This is a genomic window from Ktedonobacter robiniae (assembly GCF_016587375.1).
Lineage (GTDB): Bacteria > Chloroflexota > Ktedonobacteria > Ktedonobacterales > Ktedonobacteraceae > Ktedonobacter > Ktedonobacter robiniae.
In genome coordinates, this window is record NZ_BNJG01000002.1 from 2,319,009 (window position 1) to 2,339,846 (window position 20,838).

Consider the following 20,838-nt stretch of genomic DNA (forward strand, 5'->3'; position numbering starts at 1 on the left):
GATGCATGCAAGAAACAGGGTTACGGGGGTCTCGCCTCTCAATCCAACAAACCCATATATGGGAGTTGCAACAGAATGCACAGACATACTGGACACAGTGTGTTGTGTCTCTAGATGGGCCGATTCAGAGCGAGCTTCTCCGTCTCGCCTGTGAAGATGTGATTGCCCGCCACGAGATCTTGCGCACTGGTTTCCGTCGTTTACCTGGTATGGATGCTCCCATACAGGTGGTAAATGCTACTGCTGAGCTGGTCTTCGTCGAAAATGGTCTCCAGCACCTCGATATCTCGTCTCAACAACGTGCCATCGAGGAAATGCTGGTCGCACACAGAACTGGCCAGGCAGATCTATCCCATGGTCCGGTTGTGTATGTTTCGCTGCTGACGTGTGCGGCGCAACAGGCCATGCTTGTGCTTAGCCTGCCTGCTCTCTGCGCAGATACTTCCACGTTGGAGCGTTTTCTTGCTGAACTGGCTCTGACCTATACCGCTCGTACACAGAACGAACAACCCGCGCTTGATGATGAGATCCTTCAGTACGCGGATGTCTCTGCGTGGCAGAATGGGATTCTGGAAGAGGAAGATGCCCATTTAAGGCAAAGCTTGTGGGCCCAGACGGATCTCACACGCCTATTGTCTTTGCGCCTACCGTTTGACCATATGTCTCCTTCTGTAGTACAACAAGATTCAACGGCGTTTCTCCCACAACGGTTGGCTATACAAATTCCTCAGACCTTAGCGCCAGCGCTTCTGAAATATGCTCAGCAAGTAGAAATTTCTCCCCAAGTTTTGCTTCTTGCAAGCTGGCAGATTCTGCTCTGGCGTTTAACTGGGGAAGAGGATCTACCTCTTGGTGTGACCTGTGATGGTCGCCATTATGAAGATCTGGTGGATGCGTTGGGACTGTATGCCCGAGTTATACCTCTGAGTAGCCATCTTAATGAGGAACATACCTTCGCTCAACTTCTCCCGCAGCTACAGGGGGAGCTTGACCTGGCCAGGGATGGGCAGACATACTTTAGCTGGGATTATATACGCCAGAAGCAGAAGATCGAACCGGGCAGCGACTTTTTCCCTTTAAGCTTTGAATTTGTAGACGGGATCACTGCGATAGTAGGTGATGTCCGTTTTACCTTGCAGCGATACTTCAGTTGTATTGAACGATTTGTCCTCAAGCTTGCTGTGCAGCAGGTTGCCGATACACTTTCATTAGAGCTTCATTATGACGCGACGCGTATGCACGTAGAGCAGGTACAACGTGTCGCTGAAACCTTCCTTGTATTACTCCAGGCGGCGCTTGAACGGCCATACACTGCTATTAGTCGTTTGCCCCTGATCAAGCAGGAGGAGCAGGAGCGCCTCCTCCAGGTCTTTTCTGGACCCAGGCGTGATTTTTCCACCCAGACGCTTCAGCAGCTTTTTGAACTACAGGTAGAGCAGAATCCTGGCGCCCTGGCAGTTATTTGTGGAGACCAGCGCCTGACTTATGAGCAATTAAACCTTCAGGCCAACCGCCTGGCTTTCTGGTTGCAGCGTCATGGGGTTGGTCGTAATGTCCTGGTCTGCCTATGTCTTGAGCGTAGCGTTGATATGTTAGTAGGCATGCTGGCTATTTTAAAAGCAGGAGGGGCCTATGTCCCTCTTGACCATGATCTTCCTGGAAGTCGTCTGGCCTATCAGTTCGAGGATACACAGGCTCCTGTGTTGTTAACCCAGGAACATCTACTGGCGCGCTTGCCGATATTTGCTGGTGAGGTTATTTGTTTGGATCGTGATGCCGCTATGTGGGCTGACGAAGAGCAAACAAATCCGGTGCCTACCGTAAATGCAGACGATCTGGCTTATATTATTTATACCTCAGGCTCAACAGGTACACCCAAAGGTGTACAGATTCGCCAGCGCGGTGTCGTCAACTATACTTGCGATATGTGCGGGCGCATTGCGCCTACCCACGGTCAGCAATTTGCCACGGTTTCGACCCTGGCTGCGGACCTCGGAAACACAGTTATTTTTAGCGCGCTGGCATCTGGCGGTTGTCTCCATATTCTTACTTATGAAACTCTGACCTCTGGTGAGGCCTTTGCTGGCTATCTCGAAACGCATCCCATTGATGTTCTGAAAATTGTTCCCTCGCACTTACAGGCCTTACTTGCTAGTAGCAGTGAGCGAGATATCTTCCCACGCAGACACCTGGTATTGGGTGGCGAAACGTTCACCTATGCGTTACTTCAAACAATACGACAGCGTGGTGCCCGCTGCTCTATTATTAATCATTATGGTCCGACAGAGACGACAATCGGTGCTCTTGTCAATGAATTGGGTACATTCCTTGAAGGCGAAGGGCTATTATCAGTTTATGATGAGCAAGCAGCTATCCCCATTGGGTCTCCCATTTCCAATATGCAGGTAGCCATAGTTGATAAATATCAGCAAATAGTTCCTGTGGGGGTTGTTGGAGAAGTGCTGATTAGCGGAGCGGGCCTGGCTGCAGGCTACTTACATCAACCAGATCTGAGCCGGGAACGTTTCCAGCCTCATCCTTTCTGGCAAGATGTCCAGGCTTATAGAACAGGCGATCTGGCACGCTATCGCCCCGATAATAAGGTTGAGTTTCTGGGGCGCGCGGATAGACAGGTGAAGCTCAGGGGATATCGCATCGAGCTGGGAGAGATTGAGGTCGCATTGCGCCGACATCCTCTGATTCATGAGGCCGTCGTCGTGCTACGTGAGGATGAACTGGCCGAAAAACGCCTTATAGCATATATTACTATTATAGCCTCTGGTGTCGGCGAGACAAATGACTCGCTTGCAACTGATGATGTGCGTAGCTTTTTGCAGAAAACCCTGCCAGAATATATGCTACCGGCAGCCGTTATGCAGGTTGCGTTGTTGCCACTTACAACGAATGGAAAAATCGATTATCAGGCCTTACCTGCCCCGGAACAGGGGACGAACAACAATCGCACTCCTTATGTCGCTCCACGTAACCCTATTGAAGAAATTTTGGTGGCTATCTGGCAGGATGTACTTCAGCTTGCGCAAGTCGGCGTCTTCGACAACTTTTTTGTCCTTGGAGGACACTCACTACTTGTCACGCAGGTCATCTCCAAGCTAAAAACAACCCTTCAGGTAAATTTACCCATTGTCAGCCTTTTTGAAAGCGCGACCATCGCCAGTCTGGCGGAACGCGTTGAGGCCGAGTTAAATAATGATTTGCGCCAACATATATCTCCATTGACTCCGGTCCCTCATGATCAAGGTTTACCACTCTCCTTTTCGCAGCAGCGCCTCTGGTTTCTCTACCAGATGGATCCTCTCAGTAGTGCATATAATGTGCCTTTTGCTTTACACATCAATGGCCCGTTTTCCACTGAGGCACTGGAATATAGCCTGGGCGAGATTGTACGTCGACATGAAATTTTACGGACGACTTTTACTGTTGAAGATGAGCAGCCTCTACAACATATTCATCCATGGTATGCGTACAAACTTGAGTATAAATCACTACAATTGTTGCCACCACAACAACGTGTAACCGAGGCACAAGGTTTGATGCGGGAGGAGGCACAGCGCCCCTTCGATCTTTCACAGGGGCCACTTCTGCGCACACTTCTGCTTCATCTGGCCGAAGATGAATACATATTATTACTCACTATGCACCATATTGTCTCAGATGGATGGTCAAACGGTATTTTACTTCAAGAGCTGCGTACATTTTATGCAGCATACGGAAACGAGACATCCGCGCAACTTGCTGCATTGCCTCTACAATATGCAGACTACGCAACCTGGCAACGGCAGTGGTTTCAGGGCGAGGTGATGGAGCGACAATTAAGTTACTGGTCATATCAGCTAGCTGGGCTCTCACCATTAGCCTTACCAACAGATTATCCGCGCCCGGCGCTCCAGAGCTTCCATGGTGCGGAATTAAGTATCCGTCTTGAGGATGAACTTGTTGAGAAAATAAAACTGGTAAGCCAGAGCGAAGGTACAACGTTATTTATGACGTTGTTGACTGCCTTTCAAGCGCTACTGGCACGCTATTCTGGCCAGAATGATATCGCCGTTGGAACGCCCATTGCTAATCGCCACCATGCAGGCGTTGAGAATTTGATTGGCCCCTTCATTAATACCCTGATCTTACGCACTGACCTCTCCGATAACCCAACCCTACGTGAACTGCTGCAGCGTGTGCGCAAGGTTTCCCTGGAAGCATACGCTCACCAGGACATGCCCTTTGAGAAGTTAGTCGAGGAACTGCAGCCGGAGCGTGATCTCAGCCGTTCACCACTCTTCCAGGTCATGTTCATTCTGCAAAATATGCCTATGCCTGAGGTGAGTCTGAAGGGTGTCTTGCTTGAGCCTTATGATCGTGAGAATACAACCTCAAAGTTTGACCTGACCCTGACATTGATAGAGAATCAGCAGGGATTACAGTGTGTGGCAGAATACAATACGGACCTGTTTACAAAGGCAAGTATTCAAAGGCTGCTGGGGCATTGGCAGCGCTTACTAATTGCTCTGGTGGAGCAGCCTGACCAGCCATTTCGCTCTCTGTCGTTGCTGGAAGAGGCCCAGGCCCAACAGCTCCTGCGCGATTGGAATGCGACCACGCTCTCGCTAGAGGGCATTGCTCTGGTTCCTCAACGCATTGTCCAGCAGGCCCGGCAGACGCCTCTTCGCCTGGCACTCACCGATGGGCAACGCCAACTCACCTATGAGCAACTCGACCGCTGTAGTGGCTGGGTCGCTGCCCAGTTACGTGCCGCTGGAGTGCGAGTTGGTGACCGTGTTGGTATCTGCCTCCCACGCTCGGTAGACCTGGTCGTGGGCTTGCTGGCTATCTTGCGCTTAGGAGCCGCCTATGTTCCATTGGATCCCGACTATCCCCGGGAGCGGCTGGAATATATGGTGCGCCAGAGTGGCGCTCGTGTAGTGCTCAGCTCATCGGAGCCAGGGTTGCCCACAGCCTGGGGACCAGAGGTTATGATAGTGTCGCTTGAGCGAGGAGAACTGGCTGCCGAGCATATTGGCGCATTGGACGCTACATTTGAGGAGATCAATGCGGAGTCGGTAGCGTATGTGATCTATACCTCAGGGTCGACGGGCCAACCCAAAGGGGTGGCCATTAGCCATGGTGCCTTACGCAATAGTCTAGCCAGTCTTCAGCACCGCCTGGACCTGGGAGAGCAGGACCGCATGCTGGCGGTGACCTCGATCTCCTTTGATATTGCCGGGCTGGAGTTGTTGCAGCCATTAACCTGTGGGGCCCAGGTCTGGATCGCGAGCCGAGGGGAGGCTAGCGAATCTGAGGCATTACAGCAGGTGCTCCAGCGAAGCGAGGCCACAGTGATGCAAGCCACTCCGGCCACCTGGCGGCTACTGGTGGAGGCGGGGTGGCTGGGACGGGAAGGGATGATGATCCTGTGTGGAGGGGAGGCGTTGCCCAGAGAGTTAGCGCGAGCCCTCAAAGGGAAAGGACTCGCGATATGGAACCTGTACGGTCCGACCGAGACGACGATCTGGTCGACATGCGAGCGGATCGAGGGGGAAGAGGAGTGGATACGAATCGGGACACCGATAGGGAATACGCAGGTATATGTCCTGGATGAAGCAGGTCGACCAGTGCCGCAGGGAGTGATTGGGGAGCTCTATATCGGGGGAGCGAGTGTGGGGCAGGGATACTGGGGAGATGCGAGACAGACGGCGGAGCGGTTTGTCCCCGATCCCTTTGGGGGCGAGGCAGGCAAGCGGCTATATAGGACGGGCGATGAGGTGAGGTGGGCAGACAACGGGAGGCTGGAGTATGTGGGGAGAAAGGACCAGCAGGTGAAGGTGCGAGGGTATCGCATCGAGTTGGGAGAGATCGAGGGAGTGTTGGAGGAGCAGGAGGAGGTAGAAGGAGGAGTGGTGGTGGTGCAGGAAGGGGAACTGGTGGGATATGTCGTAGGCAGGGGGGGACAGCGGATCGAGGAGCAGGAACTCAGGAGACGTTTACGGGAGCGTGTGCCTGCTTACATGGTACCGCAGCGGATCGGGGTGATACCAGCCTTTCCGCTGACACCCAACGGGAAGGTCGATCGCCGGACTCTCGCCACCCTTAAGCCTGCGACCCCGGCAACAGCCGCCCTCGATAGCTTGGCTCAGACGCCCATTGAAGAGGTGCTGGCCACGCTGTGGGCCAGCGTCTTGCATCTGCCAGCCGTCGGGCGCGATGACAACTTCTTTGACCTGGGCGGCCATTCGTTGTTGGCTACTCAGCTGATGGGGCGCGTGCGCGCCACCTTCCCCGTGGACCTGCCACTGCGTACCCTCTTTGCTGCCCCCACCCTGGCCAGCTTTGCCCGCCAGGTCGAGCAGGCACTGGGCACCTCCTCTTCTGGTGCGCAAGACCTCCCGCTGGTGGCTCGTGCCCGCCCGGAGCACTTGCCACTCTCCTCCTCGCAACAACGTCTCTGGTTCCTCGAGCACCTGGAACCGGGTAGCCCAGCCTACCATGTGCCCGCCGCCACGCGTCTGCGCGGTCCCCTGCAGGTTGGGGCCTTGTGGGAGAGCTTGCTTGGCCTGGTAGAACGGCATGAGAGTCTGCGCACGACCTTCTATCAGCAGGATGGGGTGCCCTACCAACGCATCCATGCCAGCCTGCCTCCCCAGTGGGAGCAAGATGACCTCTCAGCCCTGCCAGAGGCTGAACGCGAGGAGCAGGTCGCTCGTCGTGTGCAGAGTGCCTGGCAGCAGCCCTTCTCCCTGGAGGAGGGACCGTTGCTGCGTGTCCTGCTGCTACGTGTCGCCGACGAGGAGCATATTCTAGTCATCACACTGCATCACCTGGTGACGGATGCCTGGTCCAACACGGTACTCTTACGCGAGCTAACACAGGCGTATGTGGCGCTTTTGCAGGGGGAGCAGCAGCAAGCTCCCGCTCTTCCGCTGCAGTATGCTGACTACGCCTTGTGGCAACAGGAGTGGTTGCAGAGCGCAGGGATGCAAGCCCACCTGGCCTACTGGAAAGCGCAGCTGGCCAACCTGGCACCGCTGCAGTTACCCACCGACCAGCCACGACCGGCGGTGCTGGGCAACCAGGGGGCGCAGTCTCACTGGCTGCTCCCCGAGTCCCTGGTGGCACGGGTGCGCCAGGTGAGCCGGGAGGAGGGCGTGACCCTCTTTATGAGCCTGCTGGCAACCCTGCAGGTGGGGTTGGCGAAGCTGAGTGGGCAGGAGGATATCGCGGTGGGTACCCTGATTGCCAATCGGAGCCAGGCGGCCTGCGAGTCCCTGATTGGATTCTTCGTCAATGCGCTGGTGTTACGTACGGATCTCTCGGGAGACCCCAGCTGGCGCGAGGTGTTGGCGCGGGTGCGCGAGGTAAGCCTGGGAGCCTATGCGCACCAGGAGGTGCCCTTTGAGAAGCTGGTTGAGGAGCTGCAACCGGAGCGAGACTTGAGTCGCTCTCCCCTCTTCCAGGTCTTGCTGGTGCTCCAGAACACGCCTCCAGCCGAGCAGCTGGCTACTGAGCTAAGTGTGGAGGTGCTGCCGACCGAGCACGAGACATCGCTGCATGATCTGATGCTGATGCTCAATCCTCAAGAGGAAGGCATCCTGTGTGTGGTCAGGTACAATACTCACCTGTTTACCGAAGAGACGATCAAGCGATTGCTGCAGCGCTGGCAGGCGTTGTTGGAGGCCCTGGTGAGCCAGGTGGAGCAATCGGCGTTGCGGGTGTCAGCATTCCTCACGCCAGCGGAGTGGCAGGAGCAGACAGGCTGGAACGAGACGGAGCGAGAGTATGCAGTGGAGGCCTCGTTTGTCCAGCACTGGCGGGAGCAGGTACAGCGGCGAGGAGAGGTGTTGGCGGCGGTGTGTGGTGAGGAGCGAGTGAGCTACGGGGAACTGGATCGGCGGGTACAGCGGCTGGCGTGGCAGTTGCGTGAGCAGGAAGCGGAAGCGGAGCGAGTGGTGGGCGTGCGGCTGGAGCGGAGCTTGGACTGGTTGGTGAGCGTGCTGGCCATCTTGCAGGTGGGAGCGGCATATCTGCCGTTAGAGCCAGGGTTGCCTCTGGAACGGGTGCGAGGGATGCTTCAGCAGGCGCGGCCAGTCGTATTGTTGACAACGTCCGCTGCAGGAGAGGAACTGTTAGAGGTTCTAGCAGCGGATATGACCCTGTTATATGTAGATGCCTTGCCAACGACTGAAGTAGAAGTCCTGGACACATATCATGTAGAGGCGTATTGTCCAGAGCAACTGGCGTATGTACTCTACACGTCGGGCTCGACGGGCGTACCCAAGGGAGCGATGATCAGCCAGCGTGGGATGCTCAACCACCTGTTTGCCAAGATAGAGGCGCTAGAGCTGAGCGAGCAGGATCGCCTGGGGCAAACGGCGGCCCAGAGCTTTGATATCTCCATCTGGCAGTTGCTCACAGCGCTGCTGGTAGGGGGGCAGGTGGTGCTGCTCTCCGAGGAGCAGCGGCGTGATCCCCAGCAGTTCTGTGCTCTGGTGCGTCAGGAGCGGTTAAGTATCGTAGAGGTAGTGCCCTCATTCCTGCGAGCTTTGTTGGAGCAGGAAGAAGAGACGAGCTGGACGGAATCGTTGCGCTGGCTGGTGGTGACGGGAGAGGCCTTGCCAGTTGAGCTTGCTCGTCAATGGTCCGCGCGTTATCCGCAGGTACCATTGCTCAATGCGTATGGCCCGACCGAGTGCTCCGATGACGTTACCCACCATGTTGTGGGCAAAGCCGAAGTATACGCCAGGGCTATAGATATAACCAGCATCCCTATTGGCCGAGCCTTAAGTAATACCCAGATATATGTGTTAGATTACTGGGGGATGCCAGCGCCAGTGGGCGTTACTGGAGAACTTTATGTAGGCGGAGTAGGTGTGGGTCGAGGGTATATAGGGGAAGCCGGGCGAACGGCGGAAAGCTTTGTTCCTGATCCGTTTAGCCAGGAGGGGGGAGCACGGCTCTACCGCACGGGCGACCTGGCACGCTACCTGGCCGATGGCTCCATTGAGTTCCTGGGACGCGCTGATAGTCAGGTGAAAGTGCGCGGCTACCGCATCGAATTAGGGGAAATCGAGGCTGTGTTAAGCCAGCAGGAAGGAATCGCTCAGGCGGTAGTACAGGTGATTGGAGAACCGGAGCGAAGCCAACTGGTAGCCTGGGTGGAAGCCAGTCCTGCGTATGTTCATTCTCATTCGCAAGAGCAAATCCAGCATGCTTTGCGGCAAATCTTGCCAGAGTATATGGTACCGACACGCATTTTCTGGCAAGAGCGATTACCATTGACGGCCAATGGCAAGATTGATCGGCGAGGGCTCCAACAGCAGCTTCCTGAAGAAGAGACCTGGGAGGAGACGGCTGAGGGAGGCGCCCCACGCACTCCAGAAGAGGTTCTCCTGCTGGAACTCTGGCAGCAGGTGCTTGGACGCCAGCACCTGGGACGGCAGAGTCACTTCTTCGCCCAGGGCGGTCATTCTCTGCTCGTGGTGCGCCTGCGTGCAGCGCTGATCACCCTGACCAATATCGATATCCCCCTACGCCTGCTCTTCGAGCATCCCACCATCGCGCAACAGGCTGCCCTGCTGACGCGTTTGCGACAGAGTAGCCCTGTTTCTGAGGAGGAGGAAGAGCCACTTCTGCAGCCCATCTCGCGTGCGCAGGCGCTCCCTCTCTCCTTCTCTCAGCAACGTCTCTGGTTCCTTCAGCAACTCGAACCGGCCAATACGGCCTACAATATGCCGCTGGCGTTGCGTATTGAGGGACCACTCAATATCGAGGTTCTGCAAGAGAGCTTCCAGCAGCTCATTGCACGCCATGAGAGCCTGCGCACTCGCTTCTCCCAGGTGGAGGGCCAACCGGTGCAGGTGATCGATCCGCCAGCTCCCTTCATGCTCCCTCTCGAAGATCTACGGCAGGTCGAGCCGGAAGCCCGTGAAGCCCTGGTAGCTCAGATATTTGATCGTGAGGCGCTGACGCCTTTTGAACTGGAGCAGGGGCCGCTGCTGCGCGTTCTGGTGATCCAGCTCACCGAGCAGAGCGCGCTGCTGGTGCTGACGCAGCATCACATCATCTCGGATGCCTGGTCGCACCAGGTCTTTGTGCGCGAACTGCTGCAGGCCTATCGCGCCGGCGTGCAGGGACAGCCCCTTGTGTTGCCTCCCCTGTCCATCCAGTACGCCGATTATGCCTTCTGGCAGCGTCAGTGGTTGCAGGGAGCTCGTGTGCAGCAGCAGTTGGCCTACTGGACAAAGACCTTGCAGGGTCTGACTCCCCTGAACGTGCCGACCGATTTCCCTCGCCCGGCGGTGCTCAGCGGCCAGGGAGCCCGGGTGCCGCTGCATTTCTCGCCCCAGGTACACGCCCAGGTCGAGACCTTCACGCGTCAGCAGGGAGTCACACTCTTTATGACGCTACTGAGTGGGCTGCTGGTGTTGCTCTCGCGTATGAGTGGGCAGGAGGATATCGCGGTGGGGACCCCCATCACCAATCGAGGTTCGGAAGCCATCGCGGGCGTGCTGGGCTTCTTCCTCAACACGCTGGTGATCCGGGAACAGGTGCGCCCGCAGGCCAGCTTCCAGGAGATCGTTCAGCAGGTGCGTGAGCGGTGCCTGGAGGCCTATGCGCACCAGGACCTGCCCTTTGAGCACCTGGTCGATGTCCTGCATCCCGTACGTGATCTCAGTCGCTCGCCCCTCTTCCAGGTCTTGCTGGTGGTCCAGCACGAAGAGGAGGCACCGCAAACCATTGAAGGGCTGCGGATCGTGCCGCAGGCAGTCGAGACCAAGACGACGAAATTCGATCTGACTCTCTCTCTGCTGGAGCGCGGGGGGGCACTTGAGGGGTGGATCGAGTACAGCACGGACCTCTTTACTCCGCGTAGCATCCACAGGCTGGCCCAGCGCTGGGAAGCGGTGTTGGCCCAGGTATTGGCCCAGCCCGAGGTGCCCCTGAGTGCTCTGTCTCTCCTGAGCCCACAGGAGCAGCAGTACCTACAGCGCTGGAGCCAGGCTGAGCGTGAAGCTTCTGTCGCCAGTGCCGAGCTAGAAGCTCTGACACTGGTACATCTCTTTGAGCAGCAGGTGGAGCGGACTCCAAAAGAGTTGGCGGTGGTGCACGACAATGAGCACATGAGCTATGAAGAGCTGGAGCAGCAGGCCAATCAGTTGGCCTGGCTCTTGCGGCAGGAGGGGGTCGGGCCCGAGGTTCCGGTGGGGCTGTTGCTGGAGCGAGGGAGTGCCTTTGTGGTTGGGGTGCTGGCTGTGCTCAAAGCCGGGGGCATGTATGTGCCGCTCGACCCAGCCTATCCTGCCAGTCGCCTGGCCTTCATGTTGGAGGATGCAGGTGTGCCCCTGGTGCTCGCCCAGGAGCGAGTACGTGCTCAGGTACCTGCCGGAAGCGCGCGTGTACTGGTGCTGGAGGAGCAGGCGGAACGGCTTGCCAGCCAGCCCACCCAGCGTCCAGCCGTTGAAGTGCAGCCCGAGCAGCCAGCGTACCTGATCTATACTTCTGGCTCCACAGGCCAGCCTAAGGGCATTAGCATGCCGCATCGCAGCCTGTGTTCGCTCATCCACTGGCAGCAGCATCACTCGGCCCTCCTGGCGCCAGAGCGTTCTCAGGAGGGGAGGCGTACCGGCCAGTTTAGCGCGCTGAGCTTTGATGTAGCCTGCCAGGAGCTCTTTGCCACCTGGGCGAGTGGGGGCACCCTGGTCTTGGTGGAGGAGGAGCAGCGCCTGGAGGGGCAGCAGATGGCCCGCTGGCTGCTGGAGCAGCGCGTCGAGCGGCTCTTCTTGCCGGTGGTGGCGCTGCAGCACCTGGCAGAGGCCGTGATGCAGGGAGCCTCCTTGCCTGAGTCTCTACGGGAAGTGATCACCGCAGGCGAGCAGTTGCAGATTACTGAGGCGGTGCGTGCCTTGTTCCGCCAACTGCCTCAGGCCAGGTTGGTGAACCAGTATGGGCCGGTGGAGACGCACGTGGTCAGTGCCTGGGTGCTACCTGGGGAGGCACAGTACTGGGAGTCCCGTCCACCCATTGGACGAGCCATTGGACAGGCGCACCTCTACGTCTTGACCGAGGAGACAGGACAACTGGCTCCGGTGGGCACAGTAGGTGAGCTTTACATCGGGGGAGAGGTGCTGGCACGGGGCTACTGGGGACGAGCGGGACAGACGGCGGAACGCTTTGTGCCAGATGGGGTAAGTGGAGCAGTGGGCGGACGGCTCTATCGGACAGGGGACCTGGCGCGTTACCGGGTGACAGGAGAGCTAGAGTATGTGGGACGAGCCGATGGGCAGGTCAAGATCCGGGGGTATCGCATCGAGCTAGGAGAAATCGAGGCGGCATTAGGAGCGCATTCACAGGTACAAGAGGCGGTGGTAGTGCTCCAGGAGGGCGATGAGGGAGAGCGCTGGCTGGTGGGATATGTCGTGGCGCGAGAGAGCGGAGATCCCCTGGTGATTGAGGACGTGCGGTCTTACCTGCGAGAGCGTCTGCCGGCCTATATGGTGCCCCAACATGTGCGGCTCTTGGAGGCTCTACCATTGACGCCCAGCGGGAAAGTTGATCGCAGAGCTCTTGCTACCCTTGAACCACCGACCTTAGTGACAGTCGCTTTCGATAGCTCAACTCAGACGCCCATTGAAGAGATGCTGGCCACGCTGTGGTCCAGTGTTTTGCGCTTGCCGCGGGTGGAGCGCGACGACAACTTCTTTGACCTGGGTGGCCATTCGTTGCTGGCTACTCAGTTAATGGGGCGCGTGCGCGCCACCTTCCCCGTGGACCTGCCACTGCGTACCCTCTTTGCTGCCCCCACCCTGGCCAGCTTTGCCCGCCAGGTCGAGCAGGCACTGGGCACCTCCTCTTCTGGTGCGCAAGACCTCCCGCTGGTGGCTCGTGCCCGCCCGGAGCACTTGCCACTCTCCTCCTCGCAACAACGTCTCTGGTTCCTCGAGCACCTGGAACCGGGTAGCCCAGCCTACCATGTGCCCGCCGCCACGCGTCTGCGCGGTCCCCTGCAGGTTGGGGCCTTGTGGGAGAGCTTGCTTGGCCTGGTAGAACGGCATGAGAGTCTGCGTACGACCATCTACCAGCAGGAGGGGGTGCCCTACCAGCGCATCCACGCCAGCCTGCCTCCCCAGTGGGAGCAAGATGACCTCTCAGCCCTGCCAGAGGCTGAACGCGAGGAGCAGGTCGCTCGTCGTGTGCAGAGTGCCTGGCAGCAGCCCTTCTCCCTGGAGGAGGGACCGTTGCTGCGTGTCCTGCTGCTACGTGTCGCCGACGAGGAGCATATTCTAGTCATCACACTGCATCACCTGGTGACGGATGCCTGGTCCAACACGGTACTCTTACGCGAGCTAACACAGGCGTATGTGGCGCTTTTGCAGGGGGAGCAGCAGCAAGCTCCCGCTCTTCCGCTGCAGTATGCTGACTACGCCTTGTGGCAACAGGAGTGGTTGCAGAGCGCAGGGATGCAAGCCCACCTGGCCTACTGGAAAGCGCAGCTGGCCAACCTGGCACCGCTGCAGTTACCCACCGACCATCCACGACCGGCGGTGCTGGGCAACCAGGGAGCGCAGTCTCACTGGCTGCTCCCCGAGTCCCTGGTGGCGCGGGTGCGCCAGGTGAGCCGGGAGGAAGGCGTGACCCTCTTTATGAGCTTGCTCGCCACCCTGCAGGTGGGGTTGGCGAAGCTGAGTGGGCAGGAAGATATCGCGGTGGGTACCCTGATTGCCAATCGGAGCCAGGCGGCCTGCGAGTCCCTGATTGGATTCTTCGTCAATGCGCTAGTGCTGCGTACGGACCTCTCGGGAGACCCCAACTGGCGCGAGGTGTTGGCGCGGGTGCGCGAGGTAAGCCTGGGAGCCTATGCGCACCAGGAATTACCCTTTGAGAAGCTGGTTGAGGAGCTGCAGCCGGAGCGAGACTTGAGTCGCTCTCCCCTCTTCCAGGTCTTGCTGGTGCTCCAGAACACGCCTCCAGTTGAGCAGCTGGCTACTGAGCTGAGTGTGGAGGTGTTGCCGACCGAGCATGAGACGTCGCTGCATGACCTGATGCTGATGCTCAATCCTCAAGAGGAAGGCATCCTGTGTGTGGCCAGGTACAATACTCACCTGTTTACCGAAGAGACGATCAAGCGATTGCTGCAGCGCTGGCAGGCGTTGTTGGAGGCCCTGGTGAGCCAGGTGGAGCAATCGGCGTTGCGGGTGTCAGCGTTCCTCACGCCAGCGGAGTGGCAGGAGCAGGCTCGTTGGAACGAGACCCAGAGGGAATACGCGTTGGAGGCCTCGTTTGCCCAACACTGGCGGGAGCAGGTACAGCAGCGAGGAGAGGTGTTGGCGGCGGTGTGTGGTGAGGAGCGAGTGAGCTATGGAGAACTGGATCGGCGGGTACAGCGGTTGGCGTGGCAGTTGTGTCAGCAGGGAGCGGGAGCGGAGCGAGTGGTGGGCGTGCGGCTGGAGCGGAGCTTGGATTGGTTAGTGAGCGTGCTGGCGATCTTACAAGTGGGAGCAGCATATTTGCCATTGGAGCCAGGGCTACCGCTGGAACGGGTGCGAGGGATGCTTCAGCAGGCGCGGCCAGTCGTATTGTTGACCACGTCCGCTGCAGGAGAGGAACTGTTAGAGGTTCTAGCAGCGGATATGACCCTGTTATATGTAGATGCCTTGCCAACGACTGAAGTAGAAGTCCTGGACACATATCATGAGGAGGGGTACAGTCCAGAGCAACTGGCGTATGTACTCTACACGTCGGGCTCGACGGGTGTGCCCAAGGGAGCGATGATCAGCCAGCGTGGGATGCTCAACCACCTGTTTGCCAAGATAGAAGCCTTGAAGTTGAGCGCGCAGGATCGCCTGGGACAAACGGCGGCCCAGAGCTTTGATATCTCCATCTGGCAGTTGCTCACAGCGCTGCTGGTAGGGGGGCAGGTGGTGCTGCTCTCCGAGGAGCAGCGGCGTGATCCCCAGCAGTTCTGTGCTCTGGTGCGTCAGGAGCGGTTAAGTATCGTAGAGGTAGTGCCCTCATTCCTGCGAGCTTTGTTGGAGCAGGAAGAAGAGACGAGCTGGACGGAATCGTTGCGCTGGCTGGTGGTGACGGGAGAGGCCTTGCCAGTTGAGCTTGCTCGTCAATGGTCCGCGCGTTATCCGCAGGTACCATTGCTCAATGCGTATGGCCCGACCGAGTGCTCCGATGACGTTACTCATCAGATCGTGACTGCGGAATTGTTACAGCCAGGGACTGCAGATAGTGTGCCGATAGGTAGTGCTTTACCTAACACACGCCTATATGTGTTAGACCGCTGGGGGATGCCGGTGCCAGTGGGCGTCACCGGAGAACTTTACGCCGGTGGTGCCGGTGTGGGGAGAGGCTACCTTGCCGATGCGGCCCGAACAGCGGAGAGCTTTGTTCCTGATCCGTTTAGCCTGAAGGCAGGAGCGCGGCTCTATCGCACGGGCGACCTGGCGCGCTACCTTGCCGATGGTTCTATCGAGTTCCTGGGACGCGCTGATAGCCAGGTGAAAGTGCGCGGCTACCGCATAGAGTTGGGGGAGATTGAGGCCATTTTAGGACAGCACTCTCGCGTGGAAGCATGTGTAGTTATCGCAGTAGCGAGAGATGCGGGTGAGAAACAATTGTTGGCGTATGTTGTGGAACGCCAACCTGCAATGAAAGAGCAGGAGCAAAAATTTGTAGAGGAACTCCGAACATATTTGCAGGGAAAATTGCCAGGATATATGGTACCAGGCCGTTTTGTGGCACTACAAACATTACCGCTAACAGCCAATGGCAAGATTAATCGGCGAGCGCTCCAACAGCAGCTTCCCGAAGAAGAGGCCTGGGAGGAGACGGCTGAGGGAGGCGCGCCGCGTACGCCGGAAGAAGCTCTCCTGCTGGAGCTCTGGCAGCAGGTGCTTGGACGCCAGCACCTGGGACGGCAGAGTCATTTCTTTGCCCAGGGCGGTCATTCTCTGCTCGTGGTGCGCCTGCGTGCGGCACTGGCTGGCCTAACCCACGTGGATATTTCCCTACGCCTGCTCTTCGAGCATCCCACCATCGCGCAACAGGCTGCCCTGCTGACGCGTTTGCGACAGAGTAGCCCTGTTTCTGAGGAGGAGGAAGAGCCACTTCTGCAGCCCATCTCGCGTGCGCAGGCGCTCCCTCTCTCCTTCTCTCAGCAACGTCTCTGGTTCCTTCAGCAACTCGAACCGGCCAATACGGCCTACAATATGCCGCTGGCGTTGCGTATTGAGGGACCACTCAATATCGAGGTTCTGCAAGAGAGCTTCCAGCAGCTCATTGCACGCCATGAGAGCCTGCGCACTCGCTTCTCCCAGGTGGAGGGCCAACCGGTGCAGGTGATCGATCCGCCAGCTCCCTTCATGCTCCCTCTCGAAGATCTACGGCAGGTCGAGCCGGAAGCCCGTGAAGCCCTGGTAGCTCAGATATTTGATCGTGAGGCGCTGACGCCTTTTGAACTGGAGCAGGGGCCGCTGCTGCGCGTTCTGGTGATCCAGCTCACCGAGCAGAGCGCGCTGCTGGTGCTGACGCAGCATCACATCATCTCGGATGCCTGGTCGCACCAGGTCTTTGTGCGCGAACTGCTGCAGGCCTATCGCGCCGGCGTGCAGGGACAGCCCCTTGTGTTGCCTCCCCTGTCCATCCAGTACGCCGATTATGCCTTCTGGCAGCGTCAGTGGTTGCAGGGAGCTCGTGTGCAGCAGCAGTTGGCCTACTGGACAAAGACCTTGCAGGGGCTGACTCCCCTGAACGTGCCGACCGATTTCCCTCGCCCGGCGGTGCTCAGCGGCCAGGGAGCCCGGGTGCCGCTGCATTTCTCGCCCCAGGTACACGCCCAGGTCGAGACCTTCACGCGTCAGCAGGGAGTCACACTCTTTATGACGCTACTGAGTGGGCTGCTGGTGTTGCTCTCGCGTATGAGTGGGCAGGAGGACATCGCGGTGGGGACCCCCATCACCAATCGAGGGTCAGAAGCCATCGCGGGAGTGCTGGGCTTCTTCCTGAATACCCTGGTGATCCGGGAACAGGTGCGCCCGCAGGCCAGCTTCCAGGAGATCGTTCAGCAGGTGCGTGAGCGGTGCCTGGAGGCCTATGCGCACCAGGATCTGCCCTTTGAGCACCTGGTCGATGTCCTGCATCCCGAGCGGGATCTCAGTCGCTCGCCCCTCTTCCAGGTCTTGCTGGTGGTCCAGCACGAAGAGGAGGCACCGCAAACCATTGAAGGGCTGCGGATCGTGCCGCAGGCAGTCGAGACCAAGACGACGAAATTCGATCTGACTCTCTCTCTGCTGGAGCGCGGGGGGGCACTTGAGGGGTGGATCGAGTACAGCACGGACCTCTTTACTCCGCGTAGCATCCACAGGCTGGCCCAGCGCTGGGAAGCGGTGTTGGCCCAGGTATTGGCCCAGCCCGGGGTCCCTCTGGGATCACTGCCCCTCTTGAACCTCCAGGAGCAGCAGTTACTGCAACGCTGGAGCCAGGCAGATGGCGAGGAAGTGCCCTCCATCTGGGAGGATGCCCAGACGCTGGTACATCTCTTTGAGCGGCAGGTGGAGTGCACTCCAAAAGAGCTGGCAGTGGTACATGGCAACACGCCTATGAGCTATGCGGAACTGGAGGAGCAGGCCAATCAGCTGGCCTGGCTCTTGCGGCAGGAGGGGGTCGGACCCGAGGTTCCGGTGGGGCTGTTGCTGGAGCGAGGAAGCGCCTTTGTGGTTGGGGTGCTGGCGGTGCTCAAAGCCGGGGGCATGTATGTGCCGCTCGACCCGGCCTACCCGGCCAGTCGCCTGGCCTTCATGCTGGAGGATGCGGGTGCGCCCCTGGTACTCGCCCAGCAGCGGGTACGTGCTCAGGTACCTGCCGGAAGCGCGCGGGTACTGGTGCTGGAGGAGCAGGCGGAACGGCTTGCCAGCCAGCCCACGCGGCGCCCAGCCGTTGAAGTGCAGCCCGAGCAGCCAGCGTACCTGATCTATACTTCTGGCTCCACAGGCCAGCCCAAGGGTGTCAGTATGTCCCACCGCAGTCTGTGTTCGCTCATCCACTGGCAGGTGCGCCATTCAGCTCAGTTGAGGCCAGCGCGCCCTCAGGAGGGGAGGCGTACCGGTCAGTTTAGCGCGCTGAGCTTTGACGTGGCCTGCCAGGAGCTCTTTGCCACCTGGGCCAGTGGAGGCACCCTGGTCTTGGTGGAGGAGGAGCAGCGCCTGGAGGGGCAGCAGATGGCTCGCTGGCTGCTGGAGCAGCGCGTCGAGCGGCTGTTCCTGCCGGTGGTGGCCTTGCAGCACCTGGCAGAAGCCGTGGCGCAGGGAGCCCCTTTGCCTGAGTACCTGCGCGAAGTGATCACCGCAGGCGAGCAGTTGCAGATTACTGAGGCGGTGCGAGCTCTGTTCCGCCAACTCCCTCAAGCCAGGTTGGTGAACCAGTATGGGCCAGTGGAGACGCACGTGGTCAGCGCCTGGGTGCTACCAGGGGCGGCGCAGCACTGGGAGTCCCGTCCACCCATTGGACGAGCCATTGGCCAGGCGCACCTCTATGTCTTGACCGAGACAGGACAACTGGCTCCGGTGGGCACGGTAGGTGAGCTTTACATCGGAGGAGACGTGTTGGCACGGGGCTACTGGAGACGAGCGGGGCAGACGGCGGAACGCTTTGTACCAGATGGGGTAAGTGGAGCAGTGGGCGGACGGCTCTATCGGACGGGGGACCTGGCGCGGTACCGGGTGACAGGGGAGCTGGAATATGTGGGACGAGCCGATGGACAGGTCAAGATCCGAGGGTATCGCATCGAGCCAGGAGAGATCGAGGCGGTGTTGGGAGGGCACCCACGGGTGCGGGAGGCTGTGGTGGTGCCCCAGGAGGGCGATGAGGGAGAGCGCTGGCTGGTGGGATATATGGTGGAGCGGGAGAGCGGAGATCCCCTGGTGATTGAGGACGTGCGGGCCTATCTACGGCAGCGTCTACCTGCCTATATGGTGCCTCAGCACCTGCGATTCCTGGAGGTCTTGCCGTTGACACCCAGCGGTAAAGTTGATCGCCGGGCTCTTGCTGCTGTAACTGAAATAGAGGTTACTGAAGGGCATCAGCTTACCCTGGCACGTACCCCGATTGAAGAGATTCTGCTGGATATCTGGCGTGATGTGCTAAGGCTGCCAAATATTGATACGCAAGCTCACTTCTTTGAGATTGGTGGACATTCGCTTCTCGCTACGCAAGTTGTCACACGAATCTCTGCATCTCTGCAACTTGAATTACCGCTGCGTGTGTTATTTGAGACGCCTGTGCTTGCTCAACTGGCTGAGCGCATTGAACGCCAGATGCGTGCGCAAGATAATGTGATTTTGCCACCCTTCCTGCCTGCTTCTCGTGAGCAGGATCTACCACTTTCATTTGCCCAGCAGCGGCTGTGGTTCATAGACCAGCTACATCCAGGTGATCCCACCTATAACCTGCCGCTTGCCATCAATATTCATGGCGTACTCAACATCGCGGCCCTTGAGCAGAGCTTGAACGAAGTGATCACAAGACACGAGGTGTTGAGGACGGCGTTCGTGGAGAGAGATGGGCATGCAGTACAATGCATTGTCCCATGTCAGTTCCAGCTCAAACAGGAAGATCTACGCGCTTTGTCTGCGACAAGCAAGGCAATAGAGGCAAGGAGCCTGGTGCGCATGGAAGCGGAAACAGCCTTTGATCTACGTCAAGCACCACTGCTGCGTGCCAGGCTCCTCCAGCTAGGCGATAGTGAATATCTCTTGCTGATTACGCTCCACCATATTGTTGCGGATGGTTGGTCGTTAGGTATTCTTGTGCGCGAACTTACCACGCTCTATACCGCTTTTGTGCATAACGATCCCTCACCTTTGCCGGAACTAGCGCTTCAATACGCTGATTTTGCGGCCTGGCAACGCCAATGGCTGCGGGCGAATGTGTTAGAGTCGCATCTGAACTATTGGACAAAGCAGTTGCTCGGGGCACCCACACTGCAGCTACCAACAGACAGGCCTCGCCAGCCAACATCTGGCAATGATGGTGCTAGCTACGATTTTTACCTGTCTAACAAGTTATCACATGAGCTCCTTCTTCTTAGCCGACGTGAGGGCGTCACACTATTTATGACCTTACTAGCGGCTTTCCAGACCTTGCTCTATCGCCATACGCAGCAGGAAGACATTATAGTGGGTACAGACATTGCCAATCGTACCCATATTGAGACAGAGAAACTCATTGGTTTTTTTGTGAATCTGCTTGCTTTACGCACGAGTTTTCATAATCGCCCAAGTTTTCAAGAACTCTTGCATCGCGTGCAGAGGACTGTTCTAGATGCCTATACTCACCAGGATGCTCCTTTTGAGTACCTGGTTGATGCCCTGGAACCAGGAGCGTCTCTCCAGCATATGCCCTTAGTCCAGGTGCTCTTCGTTCTACAAAACACTCCGACATTCAATGTTGAACTGCCTGGACTCACTTTCAGCTCCTTTGAGGCTTCTGGCTCGACTCCCGCCAAATTCGACCTGGCTGTATTTATGCATGAGAGTTCTACTGGACTCCAGGGAACAGTTGTTTTCCGCAAAGATCTCTTTGACGAGGGCACTATTGCTACCTGGATGCAGCGCTTTGAGGTACTTTTGCAGAGCATTGTGCGCCAGATCGACACGCCTGTCCATGCACTAGAGATGCATACAGAGGCAGAGCAGTCACAGAAAATAAGCAAGAAGATTGAGCGGAAACGTGGTATACGCTCTGCCAAAAGGGAACTGCTTAATATACCAGACCCAGATGACAAGCAAGAACCATGATGCAGGGAAAAGACTTAAGCCCACTTTATGCTTC

The 20,838-nt window shown here is 58.0% G+C and carries 1 protein-coding gene; it reads left to right on the forward strand.

Going from position 1 to position 20,838, the window contains the following annotated elements; all coding sequences use genetic code 11:
- Positions 1-5 precede the first annotated feature (5 nt).
- A complete protein-coding gene (locus JMJ04_RS31025; RefSeq protein ID WP_201374214.1) occupies positions 6-20,804 on the forward strand; it encodes a non-ribosomal peptide synthetase in 20,799 nt (6,932 codons plus the stop codon).
- Positions 20,805-20,838: the final 34 nt, after the last annotated feature.